Source organism: Paraliobacillus salinarum (assembly GCF_014083865.1).
GTDB classification, from domain to species: domain Bacteria; phylum Bacillota; class Bacilli; order Bacillales; family Amphibacillaceae; genus Paraliobacillus; species Paraliobacillus salinarum.
This window is the reverse complement of sequence record NZ_JACEFA010000018.1, coordinates 18,233-40,253: the sequence shown is the minus strand read 5'-3', so window position 1 is coordinate 40,253 and position 22,021 is coordinate 18,233. Positions and strand designations below refer to the sequence as shown.

26 protein-coding genes and 1 rRNA gene are annotated in these 22,021 nt (G+C 35.2%); 24 read left to right on the top strand and 3 right to left on the bottom strand.

Annotated features, from left to right (window positions below; genetic code table 11):
- The first annotated feature begins 23 nt into the window (after positions 1-23).
- Positions 24-139: ribosomal RNA gene (gene rrf, locus HP569_RS13180) — 5S ribosomal RNA — on the top strand.
- A 76-nt stretch (positions 140-215) separates the two neighbouring features.
- On the opposite strand, the gene HP569_RS13175 is transcribed toward rrf, so the two are convergent.
- Together HP569_RS13175 and HP569_RS13170 are read right to left on the bottom strand one after the other, a co-directional pair.
- A complete protein-coding gene (locus HP569_RS13175; RefSeq protein ID WP_182201642.1) occupies positions 216-422 on the bottom strand; it encodes a hypothetical protein in 207 nt (68 codons plus the stop codon).
- Between the two features lie 278 nt (positions 423-700).
- Positions 701-1,192, bottom strand: coding sequence for a hypothetical protein (locus HP569_RS13170; RefSeq protein ID WP_220464473.1), 492 nt, complete (start codon positions 1,190-1,192; stop codon positions 701-703).
- Between the two features lie 206 nt (positions 1,193-1,398).
- Here HP569_RS13170 and HP569_RS13165 point away from each other — a divergent pair, with 206 nt between their 5' ends.
- The 12 genes from HP569_RS13165 to rsmI all read left to right on the top strand — a co-directional run bounded on the left by HP569_RS13165 (position 1,399) and on the right by rsmI (position 10,565).
- Positions 1,399-2,496: a PRK06851 family protein gene (locus tag HP569_RS13165; RefSeq protein ID WP_182201640.1), complete on the top strand. Its 1,098-nt coding sequence runs from the start codon at positions 1,399-1,401 to the stop codon at positions 2,494-2,496.
- 155 nt (positions 2,497-2,651) lie between these two features.
- Complete coding sequence (locus tag HP569_RS13160; protein ID WP_182201639.1) at positions 2,652-2,867, top strand: sigma factor G inhibitor Gin; 216 nt, start codon at positions 2,652-2,654, stop codon at positions 2,865-2,867.
- A gap of 135 nt (positions 2,868-3,002) precedes the next feature.
- Positions 3,003-4,430: an aminotransferase class I/II-fold pyridoxal phosphate-dependent enzyme gene (locus tag HP569_RS13155; protein WP_182201638.1), complete on the top strand. Its 1,428-nt coding sequence runs from the start codon at positions 3,003-3,005 to the stop codon at positions 4,428-4,430.
- A gap of 76 nt (positions 4,431-4,506) precedes the next feature.
- Complete coding sequence (gene tmk, locus HP569_RS13150) at positions 4,507-5,154, top strand: dTMP kinase (RefSeq protein ID WP_182201637.1); 648 nt, start codon at positions 4,507-4,509, stop codon at positions 5,152-5,154.
- A gap of 17 nt (positions 5,155-5,171) precedes the next feature.
- Positions 5,172-5,501: a cyclic-di-AMP receptor gene (locus HP569_RS13145; RefSeq protein WP_182201636.1), complete on the top strand. Its 330-nt coding sequence runs from the start codon at positions 5,172-5,174 to the stop codon at positions 5,499-5,501.
- 41 nt (positions 5,502-5,542) lie between these two features.
- Positions 5,543-5,983 carry a YaaR family protein gene (locus HP569_RS13140; RefSeq protein WP_182201635.1) on the top strand — a complete coding sequence of 147 codons (441 nt, stop codon included), beginning with the start codon at positions 5,543-5,545 and terminating at the stop codon, positions 5,981-5,983.
- A 422-nt stretch (positions 5,984-6,405) separates the two neighbouring features.
- On the top strand, positions 6,406-7,392 hold the full coding sequence (gene holB, locus HP569_RS13135; protein ID WP_182201634.1) for a DNA polymerase III subunit delta': 987 nt from the start codon (positions 6,406-6,408) through the stop codon (positions 7,390-7,392).
- A gap of 8 nt (positions 7,393-7,400) precedes the next feature.
- Positions 7,401-8,228 carry a PSP1 domain-containing protein gene (locus tag HP569_RS13130; protein WP_182201633.1) on the top strand — a complete coding sequence of 276 codons (828 nt, stop codon included), beginning with the start codon at positions 7,401-7,403 and terminating at the stop codon, positions 8,226-8,228.
- Positions 8,229-8,243: 15 nt separating this feature from the next.
- Positions 8,244-8,591: a DNA replication initiation control protein YabA gene (gene yabA / locus HP569_RS13125; protein WP_182201632.1), complete on the top strand. Its 348-nt coding sequence runs from the start codon at positions 8,244-8,246 to the stop codon at positions 8,589-8,591.
- 94 nt (positions 8,592-8,685) lie between these two features.
- On the top strand, positions 8,686-9,435 hold the full coding sequence (locus HP569_RS13120) for a tRNA1(Val) (adenine(37)-N6)-methyltransferase (RefSeq protein ID WP_182201631.1): 750 nt from the start codon (positions 8,686-8,688) through the stop codon (positions 9,433-9,435).
- Positions 9,419-9,715: a GIY-YIG nuclease family protein gene (locus HP569_RS13115; RefSeq protein WP_182201630.1), complete on the top strand. Its 297-nt coding sequence runs from the start codon at positions 9,419-9,421 to the stop codon at positions 9,713-9,715. Before HP569_RS13120 ends, HP569_RS13115 begins: the two co-directional genes overlap by 17 nt.
- The gene (rsmI, locus tag HP569_RS13110) at positions 9,693-10,565 is read left to right on the top strand and encodes a 16S rRNA (cytidine(1402)-2'-O)-methyltransferase (protein WP_182201629.1); all 873 of its coding nucleotides are present in this window, start codon (positions 9,693-9,695) and stop codon (positions 10,563-10,565) included. The genes HP569_RS13115 and rsmI overlap by 23 nt, the downstream gene beginning before the upstream one ends.
- A 53-nt stretch (positions 10,566-10,618) precedes the next feature.
- Here rsmI and abrB read toward each other — a convergent pair whose 3' ends face one another.
- Positions 10,619-10,897, bottom strand: coding sequence for a transition state genes transcriptional regulator AbrB (gene abrB / locus HP569_RS13105; RefSeq protein ID WP_182201628.1), 279 nt, complete (start codon positions 10,895-10,897; stop codon positions 10,619-10,621).
- A 430-nt stretch (positions 10,898-11,327) separates the two neighbouring features.
- On the opposite strand from abrB, the gene metG reads away from it, so the two are divergent.
- From metG to glmU, 11 genes are all read left to right on the top strand, one after another.
- The gene (gene metG, locus HP569_RS13100) at positions 11,328-13,361 is read left to right on the top strand and encodes a methionine--tRNA ligase (protein WP_182201627.1); all 2,034 of its coding nucleotides are present in this window, start codon (positions 11,328-11,330) and stop codon (positions 13,359-13,361) included.
- A 77-nt stretch (positions 13,362-13,438) separates the two neighbouring features.
- Positions 13,439-14,206, top strand: coding sequence for a TatD family hydrolase (locus HP569_RS13095; RefSeq protein ID WP_182201626.1), 768 nt, complete (start codon positions 13,439-13,441; stop codon positions 14,204-14,206).
- 212 nt (positions 14,207-14,418) lie between these two features.
- Positions 14,419-15,618 (top strand): ubiquitin-like domain-containing protein, encoded by a 1,200-nt coding sequence (locus tag HP569_RS13090; protein WP_182201625.1) that lies wholly within the window; start codon positions 14,419-14,421, stop codon positions 15,616-15,618.
- A 145-nt stretch (positions 15,619-15,763) separates the two neighbouring features.
- Positions 15,764-16,318: a ribonuclease M5 gene (rnmV, locus tag HP569_RS13085; protein ID WP_182201624.1), complete on the top strand. Its 555-nt coding sequence runs from the start codon at positions 15,764-15,766 to the stop codon at positions 16,316-16,318.
- Complete coding sequence (rsmA, locus tag HP569_RS13080) at positions 16,318-17,184, top strand: 16S rRNA (adenine(1518)-N(6)/adenine(1519)-N(6))-dimethyltransferase RsmA (RefSeq protein WP_182201623.1); 867 nt, start codon at positions 16,318-16,320, stop codon at positions 17,182-17,184. Before rnmV ends, rsmA begins: the two co-directional genes overlap by 1 nt.
- A gap of 77 nt (positions 17,185-17,261) precedes the next feature.
- Entirely contained in the window at positions 17,262-18,128 is an 867-nt protein-coding gene (yabG, locus tag HP569_RS13075) for a sporulation peptidase YabG (protein WP_182201622.1), read from the top strand.
- A gap of 181 nt (positions 18,129-18,309) precedes the next feature.
- A complete protein-coding gene (gene veg, locus HP569_RS13070; protein ID WP_182201621.1) occupies positions 18,310-18,576 on the top strand; it encodes a biofilm formation stimulator Veg in 267 nt (88 codons plus the stop codon).
- 135 nt (positions 18,577-18,711) lie between these two features.
- The gene (locus tag HP569_RS13065) at positions 18,712-18,891 is read left to right on the top strand and encodes a small, acid-soluble spore protein, alpha/beta type (RefSeq protein ID WP_182201620.1); all 180 of its coding nucleotides are present in this window, start codon (positions 18,712-18,714) and stop codon (positions 18,889-18,891) included.
- A 139-nt stretch (positions 18,892-19,030) separates the two neighbouring features.
- Positions 19,031-19,843: a pur operon repressor gene (gene purR / locus HP569_RS13060; RefSeq protein WP_182201619.1), complete on the top strand. Its 813-nt coding sequence runs from the start codon at positions 19,031-19,033 to the stop codon at positions 19,841-19,843.
- A gap of 210 nt (positions 19,844-20,053) precedes the next feature.
- Entirely contained in the window at positions 20,054-20,344 is a 291-nt protein-coding gene (gene spoVG / locus HP569_RS13055; RefSeq protein ID WP_182201618.1) for a septation regulator SpoVG, read from the top strand.
- 302 nt (positions 20,345-20,646) lie between these two features.
- Complete coding sequence (gene glmU / locus HP569_RS13050) at positions 20,647-22,020, top strand: bifunctional UDP-N-acetylglucosamine diphosphorylase/glucosamine-1-phosphate N-acetyltransferase GlmU (RefSeq protein WP_182201617.1); 1,374 nt, start codon at positions 20,647-20,649, stop codon at positions 22,018-22,020.
- Position 22,021 lies beyond the last annotated feature (1 nt).

Below are 22,021 nucleotides of genomic sequence, written 5' to 3'. Positions count from 1 at the left end.
GGTACATCCTTCAAAAACAAATGTCTAGTGACAATAGCGAAGAGGTCACACCTGTTCCCATGCCGAACACAGTAGTTAAGCTCTTCAGCGCCGATGGTAGTTGGGGCCTTGCCCCTGTGAGAGTAGGACGTCGCTAGGCAATGTAAAAAAACCTTTGAATCTATTTCAAAGGTTTTTTTGGTTCTACGCAAAATGAGGTTGGTGAGTCTGAATAGTCATTGGTATGATTGTTTGTCTTTTGACTTTTTTGTAATATAAGATGCACAAAACAGAGCGAATCCAAGGCAAATGAATGATATTGATAGGAGTTGCTCGCTAAAGTTAAAAGAATTATTAAATCTATTTATAAACAAGACTAAACCAAGGATGAACAAAATAATTCCTAATCCAAAATTTACTTTTCCTAAAACAGTATTATTCACAAATTACACCTCCTTCTAATATATAGAACAATCTTTTATATAAAAGAAGCAAAATTTACGAAAACATTCTTTAATAATAAGAAAACCGAATGAATGCCGATTGTAGGTATTATAGGTATGGTAATTCGATATTTTTGCGTACCGTTTTTATAGATAGAAGCTCCTTCTTTTTTGATATGACAATGCAGATAATGTGTTGCCTCATAAGTTAATGTAGCGTGAATAAATTTATAGGTACGACCTTTATATCCTTCAGCTTATGAATAAGATTTCTATACTTACTTAATAATTTCAACAGACTTAACAGGAAGACTTTCTAAATCTGTATACGATTCAGTCATTTCAGTAAAGTGTATCCAGTATCTTGTATTTGATGTGTAATCATCATTAACATTTTTAGAGTATTGTACTGCTTTTGCATACTCCCCCAAAACTTTAACATTGCTTATCTCTTTATCCTTCGTTTTAACAACAGTTAGAACTGGCATATTTGGATATTCTGGGTCATATATAGATATGTTTTCAATTGAAGTGTAGTCATAAATCCATTCGATGGAGTTAATTGAGTGCTTTAAAATCGCAACATTCAAAGAGCTAGTCTTGTCGGTAAATACATAGATGAAATCGTCTTTGATCTCGTAACTAATAATTGTATGTGGTGGATAATCATGTTGGTTCATTACTTCATGTATTTGTTCTTCCAAACTAATTGCATCTTCTGTTTTCTCTACAACATCCTTCTCATTCGTACAACTAACTAAAGTTAACATTATACCAACACACAATAAAAACTTCTTCAACAAATCATCCTTTCCAAAAATAATAAGTTCAATTGATGTTTAATTCCTACAATAATTGTAACAAAACCCATTAAAGTTGTGTCATGAAAGAATAAATCTAATTTAATGTAATTATAATCCCCTTTTCTACATAAATTAGGTTAGATGACCTTCCAAACTTTAAAGGAGGAGTATGCATGTCTGGAAAAACAGTGAATTATTTTGCAGGAGGTAATACAGCAAAAGGATTTTATAATTTGTTGGAATCAAATTTATACGGTCTAGAGATAGTCTATACATTAATTGGTGGACCAGGAAACGGGAAGTCTAGCTTAATTAAAAGACTTGCAAGTACTTGGATTGAAAAAGGGTATGATATTGAACAAATTTTTTGCCCATTTGATAATGATAAACTAGCTGGTTTGGTTATTCCTGACTTAAAGTGTGGGATAATTGATGCGACATTTCCACAAGGTGTTAAATCAAAAGCACCTGGTGCCATAGAGCAATACGTCAATTTAGGTGTTGCATGGGATACTTCATTATTAAGTACACAACGTCAAGCTATCTTAAGTTATCAAAAACAAAAAAATGAAGTATTAGAACATGCTTACCTGTCATTTGAAAAAGGATTGCTTATTCATGACGATTTAGAATCCATTTATATTCGTAACATGAATTTTAAACAAGCCGATCAAGTAACAAGAGAATTAATTGATAAGATTTTTATTAGCAAGAAGGGTACTTCTAAAGATGCAACAGAAAAACACCGCTTCTTTGGTGCATCTACCCCTAATGGTGTCGTAGATTACATTGAAAATATAACAGAAGAGCTTAATAAAAGATTTTTTATTAAAGGAAGAGCTGGAACCGGAAAGTCTACACTTTTGAAAAAAATTGCCGCGGTAGCAATAGAACGAAACTTTGATGTAGAGGTTTATCATTGTGGTTTTGATCCTAAAAGTATTGATATGGTTGTGATACGTGAGCTACGTGTTTGTGTATTTGATAGCACGGATCCACATGAGTATTTTCCTACTAGGCACGGCGATGAAATTGTTGATTTATATGAAAAAACGATTACTCCTGGAACAGATGAAGCAAATGAAGCTGAAATTAATGACTTTAATCAACGGTATAAGCAACAGATGAAGGAAGGAATTACTTTTTTACATGAAGCAAAAGGTATACATGATCAGTTAAAGAAAATATATGTAGAGGCCACGGATTTTTCAGTAGTTGATGCGATTTATGAAGATATAAATAGGTCGATAGAGAACCGTGAAGAAGTTTAAGTTTAGCTCATTTATCATACGCTGCCATTTCTATAAAAGGAAAGGCAGCTTTTTTGCATATCAAATTTCATCTTCCGTTATGTCTTATAATCTGTCACAAAAATTAAAAGATTATTAGTTTATTAGTGAATAGAATTTTGTTTACTGGACAGACTATGAGTAAAACGGAGGTGGAGACGGTGGAAGAACAATTGAAATTCGAAACATGTGGTATTTGTCAGGGGAATAAGGAAGATGGCATTCATATCTATCATTTTTTTATTTGTCAGTCTTGTGAAAGGAAGATGATAGAGACGCAACCGGAGGATGAACAATACAGTTACTTTGTAGATAAATTAAAACAAATGAACAAGAAGAAGCAATATTCGTAATGAGACTTACTCGTATTTTAAATGAAATACGGGTTTTTATTTTGTATCATTACTTTAATCTTTTCATTAAAATATATTAATATGGAAATCCCGGTTATAATATATAAAGAGATGACTAGAAAAGGATGAAAAGATATGGATCAAAAGAAAACACCTTTATACGATCGATTAATTCAATTCAAAAAGCACGATCCAATATCATTTCATGTCCCAGGACATAAAAATGGTACGGTTATTCCTAAGCAGGCAGAGAAATTATTTAATGAAATGTTATCGATTGATCTGACAGAGCTGACTGGATTAGATGATTTACATGCACCAACGGATGTTATTGCTGAAGCGCAACAGTTGGCAAGTGAGTGGTTTCAATCAGAACAGACCTTTTTTCTGATTAATGGAAGTACGGTGGGTAATCTAGCAATGATTCTTGCAAGTTGTGGCATGGATGATAAAGTTATTATTCAACGAAATTGTCATAAATCAATTTGGAATGGTGTTGAATTAAGTGGGGCTACTCCTGTCATGCTCGCACCGGCGTATGATCCACATGTTAACCGTTATACTATTCCCATTCATAGTCAAATTAAACAAGTTATTAGACAACATGCGGATGCTAAAGCGATTATACTAACCTACCCAGATTATTTTGGTCGTACGTATGATTTACGTGAAATAATAAATGTAGCACATGAACATCAAATAGCTGTTTTAATTGATGAAGCACATGGTGTACATTTTTCCATAACACACCCTTTCTTTCCTAAAAGCGCACTAGAGCTGGGCGCTGATGCGGTTGTTCAATCTGCTCATAAAATGGCACCTGCAATGACCATGACAGCTTTTTTGCATGTTAATTCTTCATTAATAGATAAAGAGATCGTAGCAACTTACTTAAGTATGCTTCAATCAAGCAGTCCATCCTATCCATTATTAGCGAGCTTGGATATCGCACGTAGTTATTTAGCGACAAGAACAGATAGTGACATGGAACTGTTATTAACAAGTGTCAAGCAGATGAGAAAAACTATGGAAAGTGATTTGTGGGATATGATTCCAGTTGAACCGACGATAGATGATCCATTAAAAATAACTTTACAGATGAAGGCGGGAATAAGTGCAAAAAAAGTAGCTCAATTGTTTGAATCTGCATTTATATTCTCAGAATTAATCACGGATGATCAAATTTTATTTATTCATGGTCTCGAGCCATTTAAACAATGGAATAAGCTTGAAAATGCTAAGCGGAAAGTTGAAGACCAATTAAAAATTTCCGAAAAACATGCTACAATAGAACAAAAGGTTAATTTTTTTCCAAACAAAGTAGGTTATTTAGCTATCACTTACCAAGAAATGAAAGCATTAGATGAGGTTTTTCTAAAGTGGGATCAAGCAATCGGAAAGGTTGCAGCCGAACACGTTGTTCCTTATCCGCCAGGTATACCTATTTTAGTAAAAGGTGAACGAATAGAAAAAGCACACATAAAATCTATTCAATATTTAATTAATAATAACATTAATTTCCAATCGAAGAATATCCAAGAGGGTGTTTACGTCTTTAAATGATCAATCTGTCTTTTTTACTAAGTGGTCAAGTATAAAGGAAAGCGGATAATAAGGAAGTTTTAGAAGGAGAATGCGTGTGTTAGGTCAATTTATAACGTTTGAGGGTGGAGAAGGCGCGGGTAAAAGTTCTGTGCTACAGGCAGTGGCTCGCCAATTAGAGAAAAACGGCTATCAAGTTGTTACTACTAGAGAACCTGGTGGAATTGAAATAGCTGAAAAAATAAGGAATATTATATTAGATCGAGCACATACAACTATGGATGCAAGAACAGAAGCTTTGTTATATGCCGCTGCTAGAAGACAGCATTTAATAGAACGAGTTGTTCCTGCCTTGAAAGACGGAAAAATAGTTTTGTGTGATCGTTTCATCGATAGTAGCCTAGCTTATCAAGGTTATGCAAGAGGTTTAGGAATAGAAGAAGTTTATCAAATTAATCAATTTGCAATTAATGATACTATGCCAGATCTAACATTGTTTTTTGATATATTACCAGAAGAAGGGTTAAAGCGAATTAATATGAATCACCAGCGCGAGAAGAATAGGTTAGATTTAGAGAAGCTTTCCTTTCATCAAAACGTTTATGATGCATACAAAATACTTCTTGATCGATTCAATGATCGAATGGTAGCTGTTGATGCTAGCCCCAAGTTTGAAGATGTAGTAGAGCAATCGTTAACGCTTATTTTACGCCATATAAATGTGTATAATAGTACATCAAAATGATTGGGAGGTTAAAAAAAATGAAATTAATTGTTGCAGTGTTACAGGATAAAGATAGCAATCGTTTAACAGATGCGTTAGGTCAAAAGGATTTTAAAGCAACGAAATTATCAACAACAGGTGGGTTTTTAAAAGAAGGAAATACTACTTTAATGATTGGTTGTAATGATGATGCCGTAGATGAAGCATTAGACATTATTAAAGATAACTGTAGTCAAAGAGAACAAATGGTGGCACCAATTTCACCAATGGGTGGCAATGCGGATTCTTACATTCCAAGACCAATTAATGTTGAAGTAGGTGGAGCGACAGTATTTGTGCTACCAATCGATTCCTTTTATCAGTTTTAAACTACTAGTTTGACGTCTAGTCCATAAAGGGGATACATGAAATGAAGATTAATCAAGAAATGCGAGCACAGCTAGAAGCAACCAAAACACAGGTAGTTAATAATCAGAAGAGCAGTAAAAAGTTTGATGTAATGGTTGCTTCGCAAACGCAAAAGTTACAACATGAACAGTTAACAGAACTAGTTAAAAACATTACACTACAAGGCGAACGGCTAGCACGTTTCCGTTCTTTTAAAGACTTAGCTAAATATAAACGACTCGTGAAAGATTTTGTTAAAGAAGCGGTTCAATATGGTATGGATTTAAATCATTCACATAGTTTTAATTTCCAGGGAAATAATCGAAAATTAACCCTTGTAAAAGAAATTGATGAAAAACTTGTGCAATTAACAGAGGTAGTATTAGAACAAGAAAGACGTTCTATCGATATATTAGATGTAATTGGTGAAATAAAGGGACTTTTAATAAATTTATATTCTTAACAGACTATTACCCGATTGCATAAAATGGTAGAATAAATACGATAAACACAAGAGTTGAAATACCTTTATATTTCACTCTTTTTTCTTAGTAAAAATAAAGGATTTATACTAAATATTGAGATACTCTATTCCTATCAAGTATTCAAAAGGATACGTTAATTTAGTATAAAATAGACTTAGCAGTTGAAATACACGAGACTCCTGCGGGAACAGCACGCGTCCGAAGATCCACTTGGTAAAGTGAATTTCTTTACCAAGTTAGCTGAGGTCGTGCCCGCGGAAAGCGAGTGTATTTCCCCTGCGGTTCATGTGAGAAAATTATTTGATAAGACTTTAGTAAAAAGAGTTAAAGTGAACATGGCATTGCCGCTTTTGACGGATAGTAAAAATAAATAGAGTTAAAGCTAAAAGGACGTATTGATATGAATAATTGGAAAGAGTTAGCGACGATTCAACCAGTTGCAACAAAAATGATCGTCAATATGATTGAACGCAATCGAATTTCTCATGCTTATTTGTTTCATGGACAAAAAGGTACAGGGAAAAATCAGATTGCGACAATGTTAACAAAAAGCATATTTTGTTTAAATCGAATAGATGGTGAACCTTGTCATACTTGTAGAAATTGTATTCGTATTACATCAGGAAACCACCCAGATGTTCATAAAATTGTCCCTGAGGGTGCTTCAATTAAAAAAGATCAAATTTTACATTTGCAAAAAGAATTTTCCTATACTGGTTTAGAATCAAACAGAAAAGTATATATCATTCAAGATGCAGATAAGATGACGGTTAATGCGGCGAATAAGCTGTTGAAATTTCTAGAAGAACCTAGCCAGCAAACTACGGCAATTTTATTAACAGATAATGTGAACGGAATCATTCAGACGATTCGATCAAGATGCCAAATCATAGCCTTGCAACCTTTAAATGAAAATAAAATGCAAACGGTATTACAAGAATCAGGTATTACAGCGTCAAATGCAAGATTATTCTCTGCAATAACGAATAATGTGGAAGATGCAAAAATGTTTGATCAAGATGAGTGGTTTGCGCAAGCGCGAAATTTAGTGGTACAATTAATTGAAATGCTTCAACATAAAAAAGATGAAGTGCTATTATTTATCCAAAAGCAATGGATGCCACATTTTTCCGAAAGATCACAGTTACAGCTTGGTCTGGATTTGCTGATTCTATGGTATAAAGATGTGATGTATCAGTTAATCGGTAAAGAGGAGTACATTATTTTTCATGCTTATTTAGACAAAATAGAAGAAAGTGCACTTTATTGGTCGAGAGAGGATACAACACAAATACTTTATGCTATGATGGAAGCGAAGAAACGTATCAATCAAAATGTCCATCCTACTCTTTTGATGGAGCAACTAACACTGCGAATGCAGAGGTGAATAAATTAATGGTAGAAGTAATCGGTATACGCTTTAAAAAAGCGGGTAAAATATATTACTTTGACCCCGGAGATATGACTATTACGAAAGATGATTATGTCATTGTCGAAACTGTAAGAGGGGTTGAATTCGGTAAAGTAGTTATTTCGAATAAGCAAGTAGATGAGGAAGATGTCGTTCTTCCTTTAAAGAAAGTCATTCGTTTAGCAACACAGAAAGATAAGCGAATCGTTGCTGAAAACCAAGAGAATGCAACTGAAGCTTATGAAGTTTGTCAGTCAAAGATTATAGAACATAGCTTGGATATGAATTTAGTTGACGTAGAATATACGTTTGACCGAAACAAAGCTATATTTTATTTTACAGCAGACGGACGAGTTGATTTCCGTAACTTAGTGAAAGATCTCGCCGCTATATTTAAGACTCGTATTGAACTACGTCAAATTGGGGTAAGAGATGAAGCGAAGTTATTGGGTGGAATTGGTCCTTGTGGTAGAATGTTGTGCTGTTCTACTTTCCTAGGTGACTTTGAGCCAGTATCAATAAAAATGGCAAAGGATCAGAACTTATCTTTAAACCCTGCAAAAATATCAGGTTTATGTGGGCGTTTAATGTGCTGTTTAAAATATGAGAATGATAATTATGAAACAGCGAAAAAGGAATTGCCTGACCTAGGTGAATCGATTCAAACACCTTACGGAAAAGGTAAAGTAGTAGGTTTGAATATTCTAGAGCGTATGATTCAAATAGAAATTCCCGATAAAGAAAGAGTCATTGAGTATACGTTAGATGAGTTAATCGATGAGGGAGTTATTCATACGGAAGCCACAGAATGATGGGGTGGAGGTAAAATGAATAAAAAAGAGGTATTCGAACAAGTATCTTATATGGAAGAACAAATTGGCCAACTCTACCAACAGCTTGGTGATTTAAAAACGCACATAAGTGAGTTGCTAGAGGAAAATCATCGATTATCTATGGAAAATCATCACTTGCGAAATCGTCTAGATAATGAAACAACAGCTGATACTGGATCTGATAATGGACTGGAACATGATGATGTCGGTATCGGTGAAGGATATGATAACTTGGCAAGGTTGTATGAAGAAGGATTTCACATTTGTAATGTGCATTTTGGAAGTCCGAGGCAAGATGAAGATTGCTTGTTTTGTTTATTGTTTTTAAACAAAACGAAATAATGACATGTTTAGGACTGATTATTTTAGGTGCCACCACCTTTAATTTTCAGTCCTTTTAAACGCAAATAAAAGAAATGAAAGAGGAGTAAGCATTATGGTTGAATTAAAAGAAGATGAGCGTCTAGATTATTTATTGACGGATCAATCGATGCAAATCATTCAAAGTCCGTCCGTATTCTCTTTTTCCATTGATGCGGTCCTTCTAGCTCATTTTGCTCGTATCCCATTAAAAAGAGGAAAGATATTAGATCTTTGTACAGGGAATGGAGTCGTTCCGCTACTATTTAGTAAAAAAACGAGAGCGGCAATAACTGGTGTGGAGATACAGGCGCGTTTATACGACATGGCGCAAAGAAGTGTTGCAATGAATCAAAAGGAAGAGCAAATACAATTGATACATGGCGACTTAAAAGATATGCCAGCACGGTTTGGTAATGATAAATTTGATGTAGTCACAGTAAACCCACCTTATTTTCAAACAGAGCAAAAAGCACATCAAAATAAAAATGATTACTTAACAATAGCAAGACACGAGATACTTTGCAGTTTGGAAGATGTGGTACAGGCGTGTAGTAAGCTAGCGAAGTCAGGTGGAAAAGTTGCAATGGTACATCGCCCGAATCGCTTAGTAGAAATCCTAACTTTATTTAAACAATATAAATTAGAGCCGAAGCGAATTCAGTTTGTTTATCCTAAAGAAGGAAAAGAAGCGAATATTTTATTAATAGAAGCAATTCGTGATGGGAATCCAGACTTACATATTCATCCGCCATTATATGTGTTTGAACAAAATGGGGAGTATACAAAGGAGCTATCAAAAATTATTTATGGAGAAAAAATATGATCATACAGTGTACATTTTAGAGTGTAAAGATGGAACACTGTATACAGGATATACGAATCATTTAGCTCGTCGGCTGGCAATGCATGAGTCTGGTAAAGGTGCCAAGTATACAAGAGGAAGAGGTCCATTTTCCCTTCGCTATTACCAGACTTTTGAAACGAAAGAAGAAGCAATGAAAGAAGAGTATTCTATTAAGCGGTTAAACAGAGAAGAAAAGCTTACACGAATCCGTGCGTTTCAAAAAGAGGAGGTGCAACATGAACGTTCAGAAAAGCTTTGATCCAGATAACCCATATGGCACACTCTATATTGTACCCACCCCAATTGGGAATTTGGAAGATATCACCTTTCGTGCGCTAAATATTTTGCGTGAGGTAGATTTTATTGCAGCGGAAGATACAAGAAATACGAAAAAACTTTTAAACCATTTTGATATTAATCAATCGCTTGTTAGTTATCATGAACATAGTAATGAGCAACGTGAGCAAATGTTGATTGAAGCAATGCTTGATGGGAAGGATGTAGCATTAGTTAGTGATGCTGGTATGCCAGCTGTCTCGGACCCTGGGAATCCGGTCATTGAATCAGCTATTAAAGCTTCCATACCTGTCGTTGTTTTGCCGGGTGCAAACGCTGGCTTATGTGCGTTGGTTGCATCTGGACTTTCGACGAAACACTTTTATTTTTATGGATTTCTCCCAAGAAAAAATAAAGATAGGAAAGAAGCGATCGAGCGACTGAGCAAGTTAACAGATACTATATTATTATATGAATCACCTTACCGGGTAAAAGAAACATTGCTAGAAATGAAAGCTGATTTTGGTAATCGTTCTGTAGTTATTGGAAGAGAACTAACAAAGCGATTTGAGGAATATGTACGTGGCACGCTAGAAGAGGTATGTGAATGGGTGGAAACAGGTACGATAAAAGGGGAGTTTTGTATTGTTGTAGAAGGAGCAACACACGAAATAGAAGAGAGAGAGCTTTGGTGGCAAGATCTATCTATCCCTTTACATGTTGAGCATTATATCGAGCAGGAAGGCATTTCAAGTAAAGAAGCAATAAAAAAAGTAGCTAAAGATCGCAAGCTACAAAAACGTGAAGTATATCAAGCTTATCATATTGATTAAAAATAAAAATGATGCAGTATCTATTGAGGATACTGCATCATTTTTATTTTTAATTATTTATTTAAACGTGAGTTGATTTCATCAACTAATGCTTTTGCACCTTCAGGGCTTAACACTAGCTTACCGTCAGCTAATGATAGGTTATCATCAGAAATGTCGCCAGTCACTTGACAAGTCATGCTTGGCTTATATTTTTGAAGGATAATTCTTTCATCATCAACATAAATTTCCAAAGCATCCTTCTCGTTAATTCCTAATGTGCGTCGTAGCTCGATAGGAATAACTACGCGTCCTAGTTCATCAACCTTACGTACAATACCTGTAGATTTCATATTCTTTTTCTCCTCCCGAGATAGATATTATTTCTGCCATTATTCGACAAGTTCTAAATTTAATATACCAGTAATTTCTATATGTGTCAATTACTTTTTTTGAAAAAAATCAATCTTTTAGGAAAAACAATACAACGTATATACTTTAATTTCGACATAAATATCCGATTTTCTTTAAAAAAGAAAAATGAATACTTTTATTTTGTTTTAGTGGAGTGTCCTCACTACACCTAAAATGGAAATTCAAAAGCTGTTTTTACGTATCTTTACTATCAATATTTTCATCATTTAAGCTAATAAGAATGGAAAAATTACAATAAAACCGATACAATAGAATGAAATGAATCATGTAAAATAATAAATACTGTGTAAATATACACAAGGTAAGCAATAATGAAGAAAAAAGCACTAAATGCAGGAGGAAAATTCGATGGATCAGGACAAGAAAACATTTTATATTACTACACCAATTTATTATCCAAGCGGTAAATTGCATATAGGTAACGCTTATACAACGATTGCTTGTGATGTGTCTGCTCGATACAAGCGATTAAAGGGCTATGACACGTTTTATTTAACTGGAACAGATGAACATGGACAAAAGATTGAAAAGAAAGCACAAGAGTTAGGACAGACGCCGCAGGCTTATGTAGATGGAATGGCTGATAGTATAAAAGATCTTTGGAAATTGTTAAAGATTTCAAATGATAAATTTATACGAACAACAGATGACTATCATAAAGAAGTGGTAGCTAAGATCTTTGATAAATTAAAGGAACAAGGTGACATTTATTTAAGTCATTATGCTGGCTGGTATTCTGTTTCAGATGAAGAGTTTTTTACTGAAACACAGCTTGCTGAGGTACATCGTGATGAAGCGGGTAAGGTCATCGGTGGTGTGGCACCTAGTGGACACGAAGTAGAATGGGTAAAGGAAGAGTCATATTTCTTTCGCATGAGTAAATATGCAGAGCGCTTACTCGATTACTATGAAAATCATCCGCATTTCATTCAACCAGAGTCACGAAAGAAAGAAATGATCAATAACTTTATTAAACCAGGACTAGAAGATTTAGCGGTTTCTCGTACAACTTTTGACTGGGGTGTACCAATTAATTCAGATCCAAAGCATGTAATTTATGTATGGATTGATGCTTTAACTAACTACATAACTGCATTAGGTTATGACCCGGAATTAGGTGGTTTTGAGAATCAACCAGAATTATTCAAGAAATTCTGGCCGGCTGATGTGCATATGGTTGGTAAAGAGATCGTTCGCTTCCATACGATCTATTGGCCAATTATGCTAATGGCATTGGATTTGCCACTTCCTAAAAAGGTATACGGACATGGTTGGTTATTGATGAAGGATGGAAAGATGTCTAAGTCAAAAGGAAATGTAATTTATCCTGAATTCTTAGTTCAACGTTATGGTGTAGATCCAATGCGTTATTATTTAATGCGAGAAGTACCTTTTGGAAATGATGGCATCTTTACACCAGAAGATTTTATTTCACGAATGAATTTCGATTTATCCAATGATTTAGGTAATTTGTTAAACAGAACAATTGCTATGATAAACAAATACTTTGATGGAGAAGTGCCGGCGTATAACGGTGATGTTACTCCGTACGATAAAAACTTACGTGAACTAGCTGCAGACACAGTGCGTACGTATGAAGCAGAGATGGACGAGATGCAGTTTAGCCAAGCTTTAATAGCAGTATGGCGATTTATTTCACGTACAAATAAGTACATTGATGAAACACAACCATGGTTATTGGCTAAAGAAGAGGACAAGCGTGCTGAATTAGAGAGCGTAATGGTTCACTTAGCTGAGAGTTTGCGTGTGGTAGCTACGTTACTTCAACCTATTTTTATTGATACATCTGATAAGATTTACGAGCAATTAGGATTAGATGATAAAAACGATCGATTATGGGAAAACTTAGTTTTTGGAAACTTCCCGTCAGGACGAAAAGTAGTAGCGAAAGGCGAACCTATTTTCCCACGTCTAGATAAAGAAGAAGAAGTAGAAGCAATGAAGCAAGCAATGGCAGGAACAGACGTAGCAACAGAAGAGGAAGAATGGCAGCCTGAGAAAATAGAGCTAACCTCTTCAAAAGCTAAGCCAATCAAATTTGATGATTTTGAAAAAATAGAACTTAAAGTAGCAGAGGTTATTTCTTGTGCTAAAGTAGAAGGCGCAGATAAGCTACTTCAATTCCGATTAGATGCTGGAGATGCAAATGGGCATCGCCAAATTTTATCGGGCATTGCTGAGTTCTACAAAGATTTAGATGCATTAGTAGGTAAAAAAGTTGTCATTGTAGCTAATCTTAAACCACGTAAGATGCGCGGGCTCATTAGTCAAGGAATGATTCTTTCGGGTGAAGATGCAGAAGGAAACTTATCTTTAATCACTGTTCCGAGCCATTTGCCAAATGGATCATCAGTAAAATAGTAAAAGTTAAACGCTTATCGATACATGTTGATGGGCGTTTTCCTTTTCGTATGACAAACAGCAATAGGAGGAAAACAATGTTATTCGATACACATGTACATTTAAATGTGAAGCAGTTTGACGAAGATCGTGAAGAAGTAATAGCTCGTGCAAGAGAGGCAGGAGTTTCTCATATGGTTATTGTAGGATTTGATCACGAAACAATACCTAAAGCAATTGAACTAGCTGAAAAGCACGAGGATATTTATGCAGCGGTAGGTTGGCATCCGGTAGATGCGATTGACTTTACAGAAAAAGAACTAAAATGGTTAGAGGAATTGGTCGATCATCCAAAAGTGGTGGCTTTAGGAGAGATGGGATTAGATTACCATTGGGATAAGTCACCACATGATGTACAAAAAGAAGTGTTTAGGAAACAAATACGTTTAGCACGTAAAGTGAATATGCCAATCATCATCCATAACCGTGAAGCGACGGAAGATATCATACAAATATTGCAAGAAGAGAACGCAAGTGAAATTGGTGGTATTATGCACTGTTACAATGATGCCCCTAGCTATGTTCAGGCTTGTCTTGATATGAACTTTTATATTTCTTTAGGAGGTCCTGTAACATTTAAAAATGCCACAGAGCCGAAAGAAGTTGCCAAAATGGTTCCGTTAGATAGACTTTTAATTGAAACAGATTGTCCATTTCTCGCTCCTCACCCAAATCGCGGGAAAAGAAATGAACCATCCTACGTTGCGCTAGTTGCAGAACAGATTGCTGCGCTCCGTGAACTAACGGTCAAAGAAGTACAAGAAGCTACCAAGAAAAATGCATTGAGATTGTTTGGTTTAAGTTAAAAAACCAACTGATTATTGCTTATTTTACGGAAATATTACGAAGAAACTTGATTGTAATCTTTTTTTAATAAAGATGAAACAATCAGGGTGTTTCATTCTATAAACGTTGATATATAAGCCTTAACTATCATTTCACACCCTCTTTTGTCTGTTTGACACCCCTTTGCATTGTTTATATAATACAACGGCGGGTATAAAGGAGGCAAAAGAGGATGAAAAATCTTTCCAAGCTATTGCCAACATGGAATAAAAAGTTGGTAATACCTGTTATTTCAGTGATTGTGTTGCTTGCATTTGTGGCTTTGGTTACTTATGAAGCTACAGAGGCGAAAGTCGAAGTGACCGTTAATGGTGAAGCACAAACAGTAGAAACACATGCTGAGACGGTAGCGGATTTAATGCAAGAGCTCGAAATAAACGTAGCAGAACATGATGCACTTTCGCATGAAGAAACAGCACTTATAACAAATGATATGAAAATAGTATATGAAAAAGCGAAAGAAGTTGTGTTAACTGTTGACGGAGAACCAAATACTTACTATACAACAGAAGATACAGTAGATTCTTTTCTGAAGGAGAAGGATATTACTGTTGAAAAGCATGATATATTATCTGTCGATTCCAAACAATCGATTAAAGATGCAATGGATATTTCAATAGAAAAAGCATTTCAGGTTACGCTTAATGATGGTGGAGAAGAGTCAAAGGTTTGGACAACAACAAACAAAGTAAGTGATTTTCTATCCAATCAATCGATTACTTTGAATGAGTTAGACCGTGTAAAACCATCAGAAAAAGCTAATGTTACAAAGGGAACAACTGTAACCATTACCCGTGTTGAAAAAGTAACTGAAGTGGTAGAAGAAGAAATGAAGTATGCTACAGTAAAGAAAAATGATAGTTCTTTAAAAAAAGGAACAGAGCAAGTAGTTGATTCCGGACAATCAGGGTTAGTTGAGAAGAAATATGAATTGACTCTAGAAAACGGTAAAGAAGTAGATAGAAAATTATTAGCTGAAGATGTAAAAAGAGAAAGTAAAGATCGCGTCGTTGCGGTAGGTACGAAAGTAATCAAAAACACTGGAGTGACTACTGTTTCTCGTGGAGATAGTACATCTTCTAAAACATTATATATGAAAGCTACTGCTTATAATTGGGATTGTAAAACATGTAGTGGATCAGGTTTGACTGCAACAGGTTATAATTTGAAAGCAAATCCTAATGGGGTAATTGCTGTTGATCCTAGTGTAATTCCTTTAGGTACAAAGGTACATGTTGAAGGTTACGGGTATGCTATAGCTAGAGATACTGGTGGTAATATTAGAGGAAATCGAATTGATGTGCATTTACCATCACGTGCTGCTGCTCTTAGGTATGGGAGAAAAACGGTAAAGGTAACCATTTTGGATTAGTGTTTTATAATACACAAATAGGATGAGGGGGATTGTCGAAGAAGACACTCTCCCTCTTTTTCTGTTGTTTTAGCTATAGAGTACTTGCTTAAGTGTGTAGTTGAATTCTATAATATACAAAGATAAATGAATGGGAGACACTAGTGTGCAAATACAAGAAATTATAGTTGTTGAAGGAAAAGATGATACGTCTAAAATTAAGCAAGCAGTTAAAGCAGATACAATCGAAACAAATGGATCAGCAATTAATCAGCAAATCCTTGATCAGATTAAACACGCGCAAGAAAAGCGTGGAATTATTATTTTCACGGATCCCGATTATCCAGGGCAACGGATTCGGAATATTGTTTCGGAAGCGGTTCCTGGATGCAAACATGCTTTTTTAACGAAAGATGAAGCCAGAGGTAAATATGATAAAGGAATTGGTATTGAACACGCATCGATTGAAACAATACGAGAAGCGTTGTCTCAAGTTTATGAATTAACAGAATTACACCCTGTTGAAATAACAAAAGAAGATTTAATTGATTTTGGCTTAGTGGGTGGCCCGCAAGCAAAAGTACGAAGAGAAAAATTAACACGAAAACTAAGAATAGGTTATTCTAACGGAAAGCAGTTGTTAAAAAGATTGCATATGTTTCAAATATCAAAAGAACAGTTAGCAAAAGAGATGGCTATGATTCTCCAGGAGGAAAGATAATGACTTTTAAGGCAATTGCGACACCAACCAAAACTAAGGAAATTTTAAACAAGTATGGATTTTCATTTAAAAAAAGTTTGGGTCAAAACTTTATTATTGACGTGAATACACTAAAAAATATCATAGAAGTGGCAAATGTAAATGAAGAAACGACTGTTATAGAGATTGGTCCTGGAATCGGGGCATTAACAGAACAATTAGCAATTCACAGCAAGAAGGTCATAGCATTTGAAATAGATCAACGCTTAGATCCAATTTTAGATGATACACTTGGTAATTATGATAACATCAATATTATTTATCAAGATATATTAAAATCTAATGTAGTAGAGGTAGTAAACAAGTACTGTCCAAATACGAAAGAAATAAAAGTGGTTGCTAATTTACCTTATTATGTAACTACCCCGATCTTAATGAAGTTGTTGATGGAACAATTGCCTATCTCAAGTTTTACGGTAATGATTCAAAAAGAAGTTGCCGATCGTATGGCTGCAAAACCAAATACGAAAAGTTATGGTTCATTATCCATTGCTGTGCAATATTATACAGAGGCGTCTGTTGCGCTTAACGTTCCAAAAACCGTATTTATGCCGCAACCTAATGTCGATTCAGCTGTGTTGCATCTAAAACAAAGGGAAAAACCGTTAGTAGAGGTTACAGATGAAACGTTCTTTTTTGATTTGGTACAAGGCTCTTTTGCTCAAAGAAGAAAAACCTTACGTAATAATTTAAATCGTCACTTCTCTCAAGTATATGACAAAGAAGAAATTGAGTTAAGATTGAAACATGCAGGAATAGATGGAACTCGTCGTGGAGAATCTCTGTCTATTCAAGAGTTTGCAGATTTGTCTAATGCTTTTTTGTAGGTATTAGGTGCACATATTCACCTCAGTGACCATAATCTATGGTAGAACGTCTATCGCAAATATGAGGTGGGTGAGCCATGTCCTTTGTTACTGGTGATATAGTTACGAGAAATTCATATAGTAATGATGTTCTTTTTCGAATCAATCACATAACGAATCATGTTGCTGTTTTGTACGGAGAGGACATTCGTTTAGAAGCGGATGCTGCATTGACCGATCTAAAGAAAGTTCAAGAGCGAGAAATGCAACATTGGAAAAGTAAAGAAAAAGAAAAGGCCGATTATTCTTTTCGGTTGTTTCGTCAAGATTATCAATTAATGAAAGAAAAAAGAAATTATGAATCGACTGCTGGTTACCACCAAGATGCAAATTATTTTCAAATACCAGCTCGCGTCCTTCACTTGGACGGAGATAAACTGTATTTGAAGAAGTGTATTGATTTGTATCAACGGCTAGGTTTGCAGGTACATGGCCTTTATTGTGATGAAAGAGAAATGCCGGGAGAAATGGAACGTTTAATTACAAAGATTCAACCGGATATGATTGTAATTACAGGGCATGATGCTTTTTTACGTAATAAAGGAGAAAAAAAAGATATCCGCGCTTACCGTCATTCCCAATATTTCGTTGATGCGGTGAGAGCGGCTAGAAATGTTGTTCCAAATGTAGACCAATTGGTTATTTTTGCAGGTGCATGTCAATCTCATTTTGAATCGTTAATTAGAGCCGGAGCTAATTTTGCCAGCTCACCATCAAGAATTAACATACATGCTTTGGATCCTGTCTATATTGCTGCAAAAGTTGCCTATACATCCTTTATGGAGAAGGTAAGTGTATACGATGCACTAAAAAATACATTAACAGGCGAAAAAGGTTTAGGTGGGATTGAAACAAAAGGGTTGCTGCGCACGGGCATGCCATATGTAAAAGAGGATTTAAATTAGAAGGTGAGAATAAACCTTCTTTTTTTGTACATAATTTTACATATTTGTGAAACCCTAATAAATAATGGAGAAGTCGCGAAATATTTTGTTGACAAGTAAAACAATTACTTGTTATAATGTAATATTTTATTGACTGAAATACAAGCCTGTGTTATAATCATTCTTAGTGAGGTGGAGTATATTGGCCAAAACATTAGTCGAAATTAAACAAGGTCTGGATTGCCAAATTGGAAAGCGTTTAAAGCTAACTGCCAATGGTGGAAGAAGAAAGACAGTGGAACGGTATGGAACATTGGCTGAAACGTATCCTGCAGTGTTTATTGTTGCACTCGATCAAGAAGAGAACGCATTTGAACGCGTTTCATACAGCTATGCGGATATTTTGACAGAAACAGTAGAGTTGAGCTTCATCGAAGAAAGAAATAAGATAGCGGTAGGAGAGCAGTAAACAAGGTTTGCTGCTTTTTGTTTTTTTAAATATTGGAAATCCCCTTCTTGTCCATTATATCAACTAATATAATCACAGATGTTACATATACTATTTATGTCGGCCTATAAAACAAAGAAGGGAGCGATCTCTGTTATGAGTAGACGTCGTGGCGTTATGTCCGATCGATTGAAAGAAGAGATTGCCAAGGAATTAGGTTTTTACGACACCGTTCAAAAAGAAGGTTGGGGCGGTATTAAAGCAAGAGATGCAGGGAATATGGTAAAGCGTGCCGTTGAAATGGCAGAACAACAATTATTAAGAGACAAATCCTAATCTGGGTTTGTCTCTTTTTTTAAATAAAAGAAAACAACCAGGCATCGATATAAGTGGAATCGTTTGCTTAGTCAACTTGCTTAAAGACGTATGAAATGTTATCTTTATCTTAAAATATTCGTTTTTTAGAGGTGTGTTTATGAAAAGAAGTGATCGTTTAATCGGAATGACAAACTATGTGTTAGAACACCCGCTTCAATTAATTTCCCTTCCTTTTCTAGCTGAAAAATATCAAGCAGCAAAATCATCAATTAGTGAAGATTTGACGATTATGAATAAAATGTTACAGCAAGAAGGTATTGGTTATCTTGAATCTGTTGCTGGAGCTGCTGGTGGAGTGAAGTATGTTCCACAATATAGTAAAGAAAATAGTGATCAATTTATTAATCAATTATGTGATCGTTTAGAAGATCCAAACAGGTTGTTGCCTGGAGGATATTTATTTATGAGTGATATTCTTGGTGAACCCGACACCATCCGTCAAATTGGTCGTTTGTTTGCTAGTGAATTTGCCTCACTTGGTATAGAGGCTGTAGTCACTGTTGCGACAAAGGGGATACCTTTGGCCTATGCTGTAGCTTCTTTCTTAAACGTTCCAGTAGTTATTGTTAGACGGGATCCAAAGATTACGGAAGGATCAACAGTGAGCATTAATTATGTGTCAGGCTCCTCTCGTAAAATACAAACAATGGTACTTACCAAGCGAAGCCTAAAACAAGGTGCGCGTGTTTGTATTATTGATGATTTTATGAAGGCTGGCGGAACGATTGATGGAATGAAAAGTCTATTAAAAGAATTTGATGCTCAGGTTGCCGGTATTGGTGTATTAGCAGAAGCGGAAGATGAGGAAGATGAACGAGTAGTAAATGATTATACCTCTCTTGTAAAAATATCGAATGTTGATGTGCGCAATCAACAAATAGAAGTGCATAAAGGCAACTTATTTAAATAAATGCTGCGCTAATAGCTGTTATGATTGTGTTTGGTAAAGTGATCTGGCGTAATCGCTTCCATTTTTCTTGTGTTAAATTCTATCCCTAGTTTGTGACAATTTTTAGAACTATAAAAAAATATTTATTTTTTTAAAAAAATAAGCAGGAATTACTATACTTATGTTGAATTATGGTAATAAGTTTTTTATGGGAAAAGGTGGTGAACACACATGGAAGTAACAGACGTTAGATTACGCCGCGTGAATACCGAGGGGAGAATGCGAGCAATTGCTTCTATTACATTAGATCAGGAATTTGTTGTACATGATATTCGTGTAATTGATGGCAATAGTGGCTTGTTTGTAGCTATGCCTTCAAAACGTACACCAGATGGTGAGTTTAGAGACATAGCCCACCCAATTAATTCTGGTACTCGAGGCAAGATTCAAGAAGCAGTATTAGAAGAATATCGCCGTGTCGGGGAAGAAGAAGTGCAATATGAAGGAGCAGGGGCTTCATAAGTAAATAGATTGCCATCTTAGTCTAATCATCCAGATTAGACTTTTTCTTTTTGCCGAATTTTCTGTACTTTATTTAATCGGATTTTATTGTTGAAATAGAGCGGTAATTAGGATATATTCGTTAATGTATATAAATTAATTTAATGAAGCAGGGACTTTTACAAAAGTAAAATATTTTCTGAAAAATTTGACAAAATAAAGATGATTTTACAAAAAACGTATATGAGAAGTATTAATAGAACGAATAATATATTTTTAAATGCAAAAGCCACTAATTAAAAGGAAAAACGGAGGCTATCTCGATGGAAAACAGATATGCGATTGTTCTTGCAGCTGGGCAAGGAACTAGAATGAAGTCCAAGAAATACAAGGTTTTACATCCTGTATTAGGAAGACCTATGGTGCAACACGTGATCGATCAGTTACAAGCACTGCAATTAAAGAAGGTAATGACAATTGTAGGCCATGGTGCAGAACAAGTGAAACAGCAACTTGGTGAGTCGTCTGAGTTTGTGCTTCAAGAAGAACAATTAGGTACTGGACACGCTGTTAAGCAGGCAGCTCCTATGATTGGTAATGAACAAGGTGTAACCTTAGTTGTTTGTGGGGATACGCCTTTATTAACAGCTGACACATTGGCTGCATTATTTGACCAACATGTACAATCACAAGCAAAAGCAACAGTGTTGACGACAACGATTACAGATCCGACTGGATATGGTAGGGTAATACGAGATGATGATGGAAATGTTGCAAAAATTGTCGAGCACAAAGATGCAACGAGTGATCAACTTTTAGTAAATGAGATTAATACAGGTACATATTGCTTTGATAATGAATTATTATTTGATGCACTAAATAAAGTGTCAAATGACAATGCGCAGGGAGAATACTATCTACCTGATGTAATTGAGATACTAAAGCAAGCAAATGAAACAATTGCTGCTTACCAAACAACAGATCCTGATGAAACGATTGGTGTCAATGATCGTGTAGCGTTGGCAAAAGCGGAAAAAGTAATGAAAAACAGAATTAATTTAGAGCACATGCGAAATGGTGTCTCTATAATTGATCCAGACAATACTTATATAGGGCCAAGTGTACGTATTGAACAGGATGTAGTAGTTGAGCCAGGTTGTATTATTAATGGTGAAACAATTATTCGTACTGGTTCTATTATTGGACCACATACAGAGATTAATAATTGCGTAATTGGTGAAAATACAATTATTAAACAAAGTGTTGCAGCAGATAGTGACATTGGCAATAACGTAAATATTGGTCCATATGCACACATTCGACCTGAAGCAACGATTGGTGATGAAGTGAAAATTGGTAATTTTGTCGAAGTGAAAAAAGCAAACATAGAAAATAAGAGTAAGGTTTCTCATTTAAGTTATATTGGTGATGCAGAAATAGGGAAAAATGTAAACGTAGGTTGTGGTACGATTACAGTGAACTATGATGGCGAAAAAAAATACCTGACTAAAATAGAAGATGATGCTTTTATTGGATGCAATGCCAACTTGATTGCACCTGTTACCATAGGAAAAGGTGCTCTTGTAGCGGCAGGATCTACAATTAATAAAGATGTTGAAGCAGATGCTTTATCAATAGCTCGTTCGAAGCAAGTGAACAAGCAATCATATGCAAAACGAATAAATAAGCACAAATAGA

Excerpts from the sequence above, each read along its gene's own strand:
- HP569_RS13120 (WP_182201631.1), top strand. The coding sequence starts at position 8,686 with ATGGTTGAATTAAAAGAAGATGAGCGTCTAGATTATTTATTGACGGAT.
- spoVG (WP_182201618.1), top strand. The coding sequence starts at position 20,054 with ATGGAAGTAACAGACGTTAGATTACGCCGCGTGAATACCGAGGGGAGA.
- HP569_RS13130 (WP_182201633.1), top strand. The coding sequence starts at position 7,401 with ATGGTAGAAGTAATCGGTATACGCTTTAAAAAAGCGGGTAAAATATAT.
- HP569_RS13090 (WP_182201625.1), top strand. The coding sequence starts at position 14,419 with ATGAAAAATCTTTCCAAGCTATTGCCAACATGGAATAAAAAGTTGGTA.
- rsmI (WP_182201629.1), top strand. The coding sequence starts at position 9,693 with ATGAACGTTCAGAAAAGCTTTGATCCAGATAACCCATATGGCACACTC.
- HP569_RS13165 (WP_182201640.1), top strand. The coding sequence starts at position 1,399 with ATGTCTGGAAAAACAGTGAATTATTTTGCAGGAGGTAATACAGCAAAA.
- metG (WP_182201627.1), top strand. The coding sequence starts at position 11,328 with ATGGATCAGGACAAGAAAACATTTTATATTACTACACCAATTTATTAT.
- yabG (WP_182201622.1), top strand. The coding sequence starts at position 17,262 with ATGTCCTTTGTTACTGGTGATATAGTTACGAGAAATTCATATAGTAAT.
- HP569_RS13065 (WP_182201620.1), top strand. The coding sequence starts at position 18,712 with ATGAGTAGACGTCGTGGCGTTATGTCCGATCGATTGAAAGAAGAGATT.
- glmU (WP_182201617.1), top strand. The coding sequence starts at position 20,647 with ATGGAAAACAGATATGCGATTGTTCTTGCAGCTGGGCAAGGAACTAGA.
- yabA (WP_182201632.1), top strand. The coding sequence starts at position 8,244 with ATGAATAAAAAAGAGGTATTCGAACAAGTATCTTATATGGAAGAACAA.
- HP569_RS13170 (WP_220464473.1), bottom strand. The coding sequence starts at position 1,192 with ATGTTAACTTTAGTTAGTTGTACGAATGAGAAGGATGTTGTAGAGAAA.
- holB (WP_182201634.1), top strand. The coding sequence starts at position 6,406 with ATGAATAATTGGAAAGAGTTAGCGACGATTCAACCAGTTGCAACAAAA.
- HP569_RS13115 (WP_182201630.1), top strand. The coding sequence starts at position 9,419 with ATGGAGAAAAAATATGATCATACAGTGTACATTTTAGAGTGTAAAGAT.
- HP569_RS13145 (WP_182201636.1), top strand. The coding sequence starts at position 5,172 with ATGAAATTAATTGTTGCAGTGTTACAGGATAAAGATAGCAATCGTTTA.
- purR (WP_182201619.1), top strand. The coding sequence starts at position 19,031 with ATGAAAAGAAGTGATCGTTTAATCGGAATGACAAACTATGTGTTAGAA.
- HP569_RS13160 (WP_182201639.1), top strand. The coding sequence starts at position 2,652 with ATGAGTAAAACGGAGGTGGAGACGGTGGAAGAACAATTGAAATTCGAA.
- HP569_RS13095 (WP_182201626.1), top strand. The coding sequence starts at position 13,439 with ATGTTATTCGATACACATGTACATTTAAATGTGAAGCAGTTTGACGAA.
- rsmA (WP_182201623.1), top strand. The coding sequence starts at position 16,318 with ATGACTTTTAAGGCAATTGCGACACCAACCAAAACTAAGGAAATTTTA.
- abrB (WP_182201628.1), bottom strand. The coding sequence starts at position 10,897 with ATGAAATCTACAGGTATTGTACGTAAGGTTGATGAACTAGGACGCGTA.
- HP569_RS13140 (WP_182201635.1), top strand. The coding sequence starts at position 5,543 with ATGAAGATTAATCAAGAAATGCGAGCACAGCTAGAAGCAACCAAAACA.
- HP569_RS13155 (WP_182201638.1), top strand. The coding sequence starts at position 3,003 with ATGGATCAAAAGAAAACACCTTTATACGATCGATTAATTCAATTCAAA.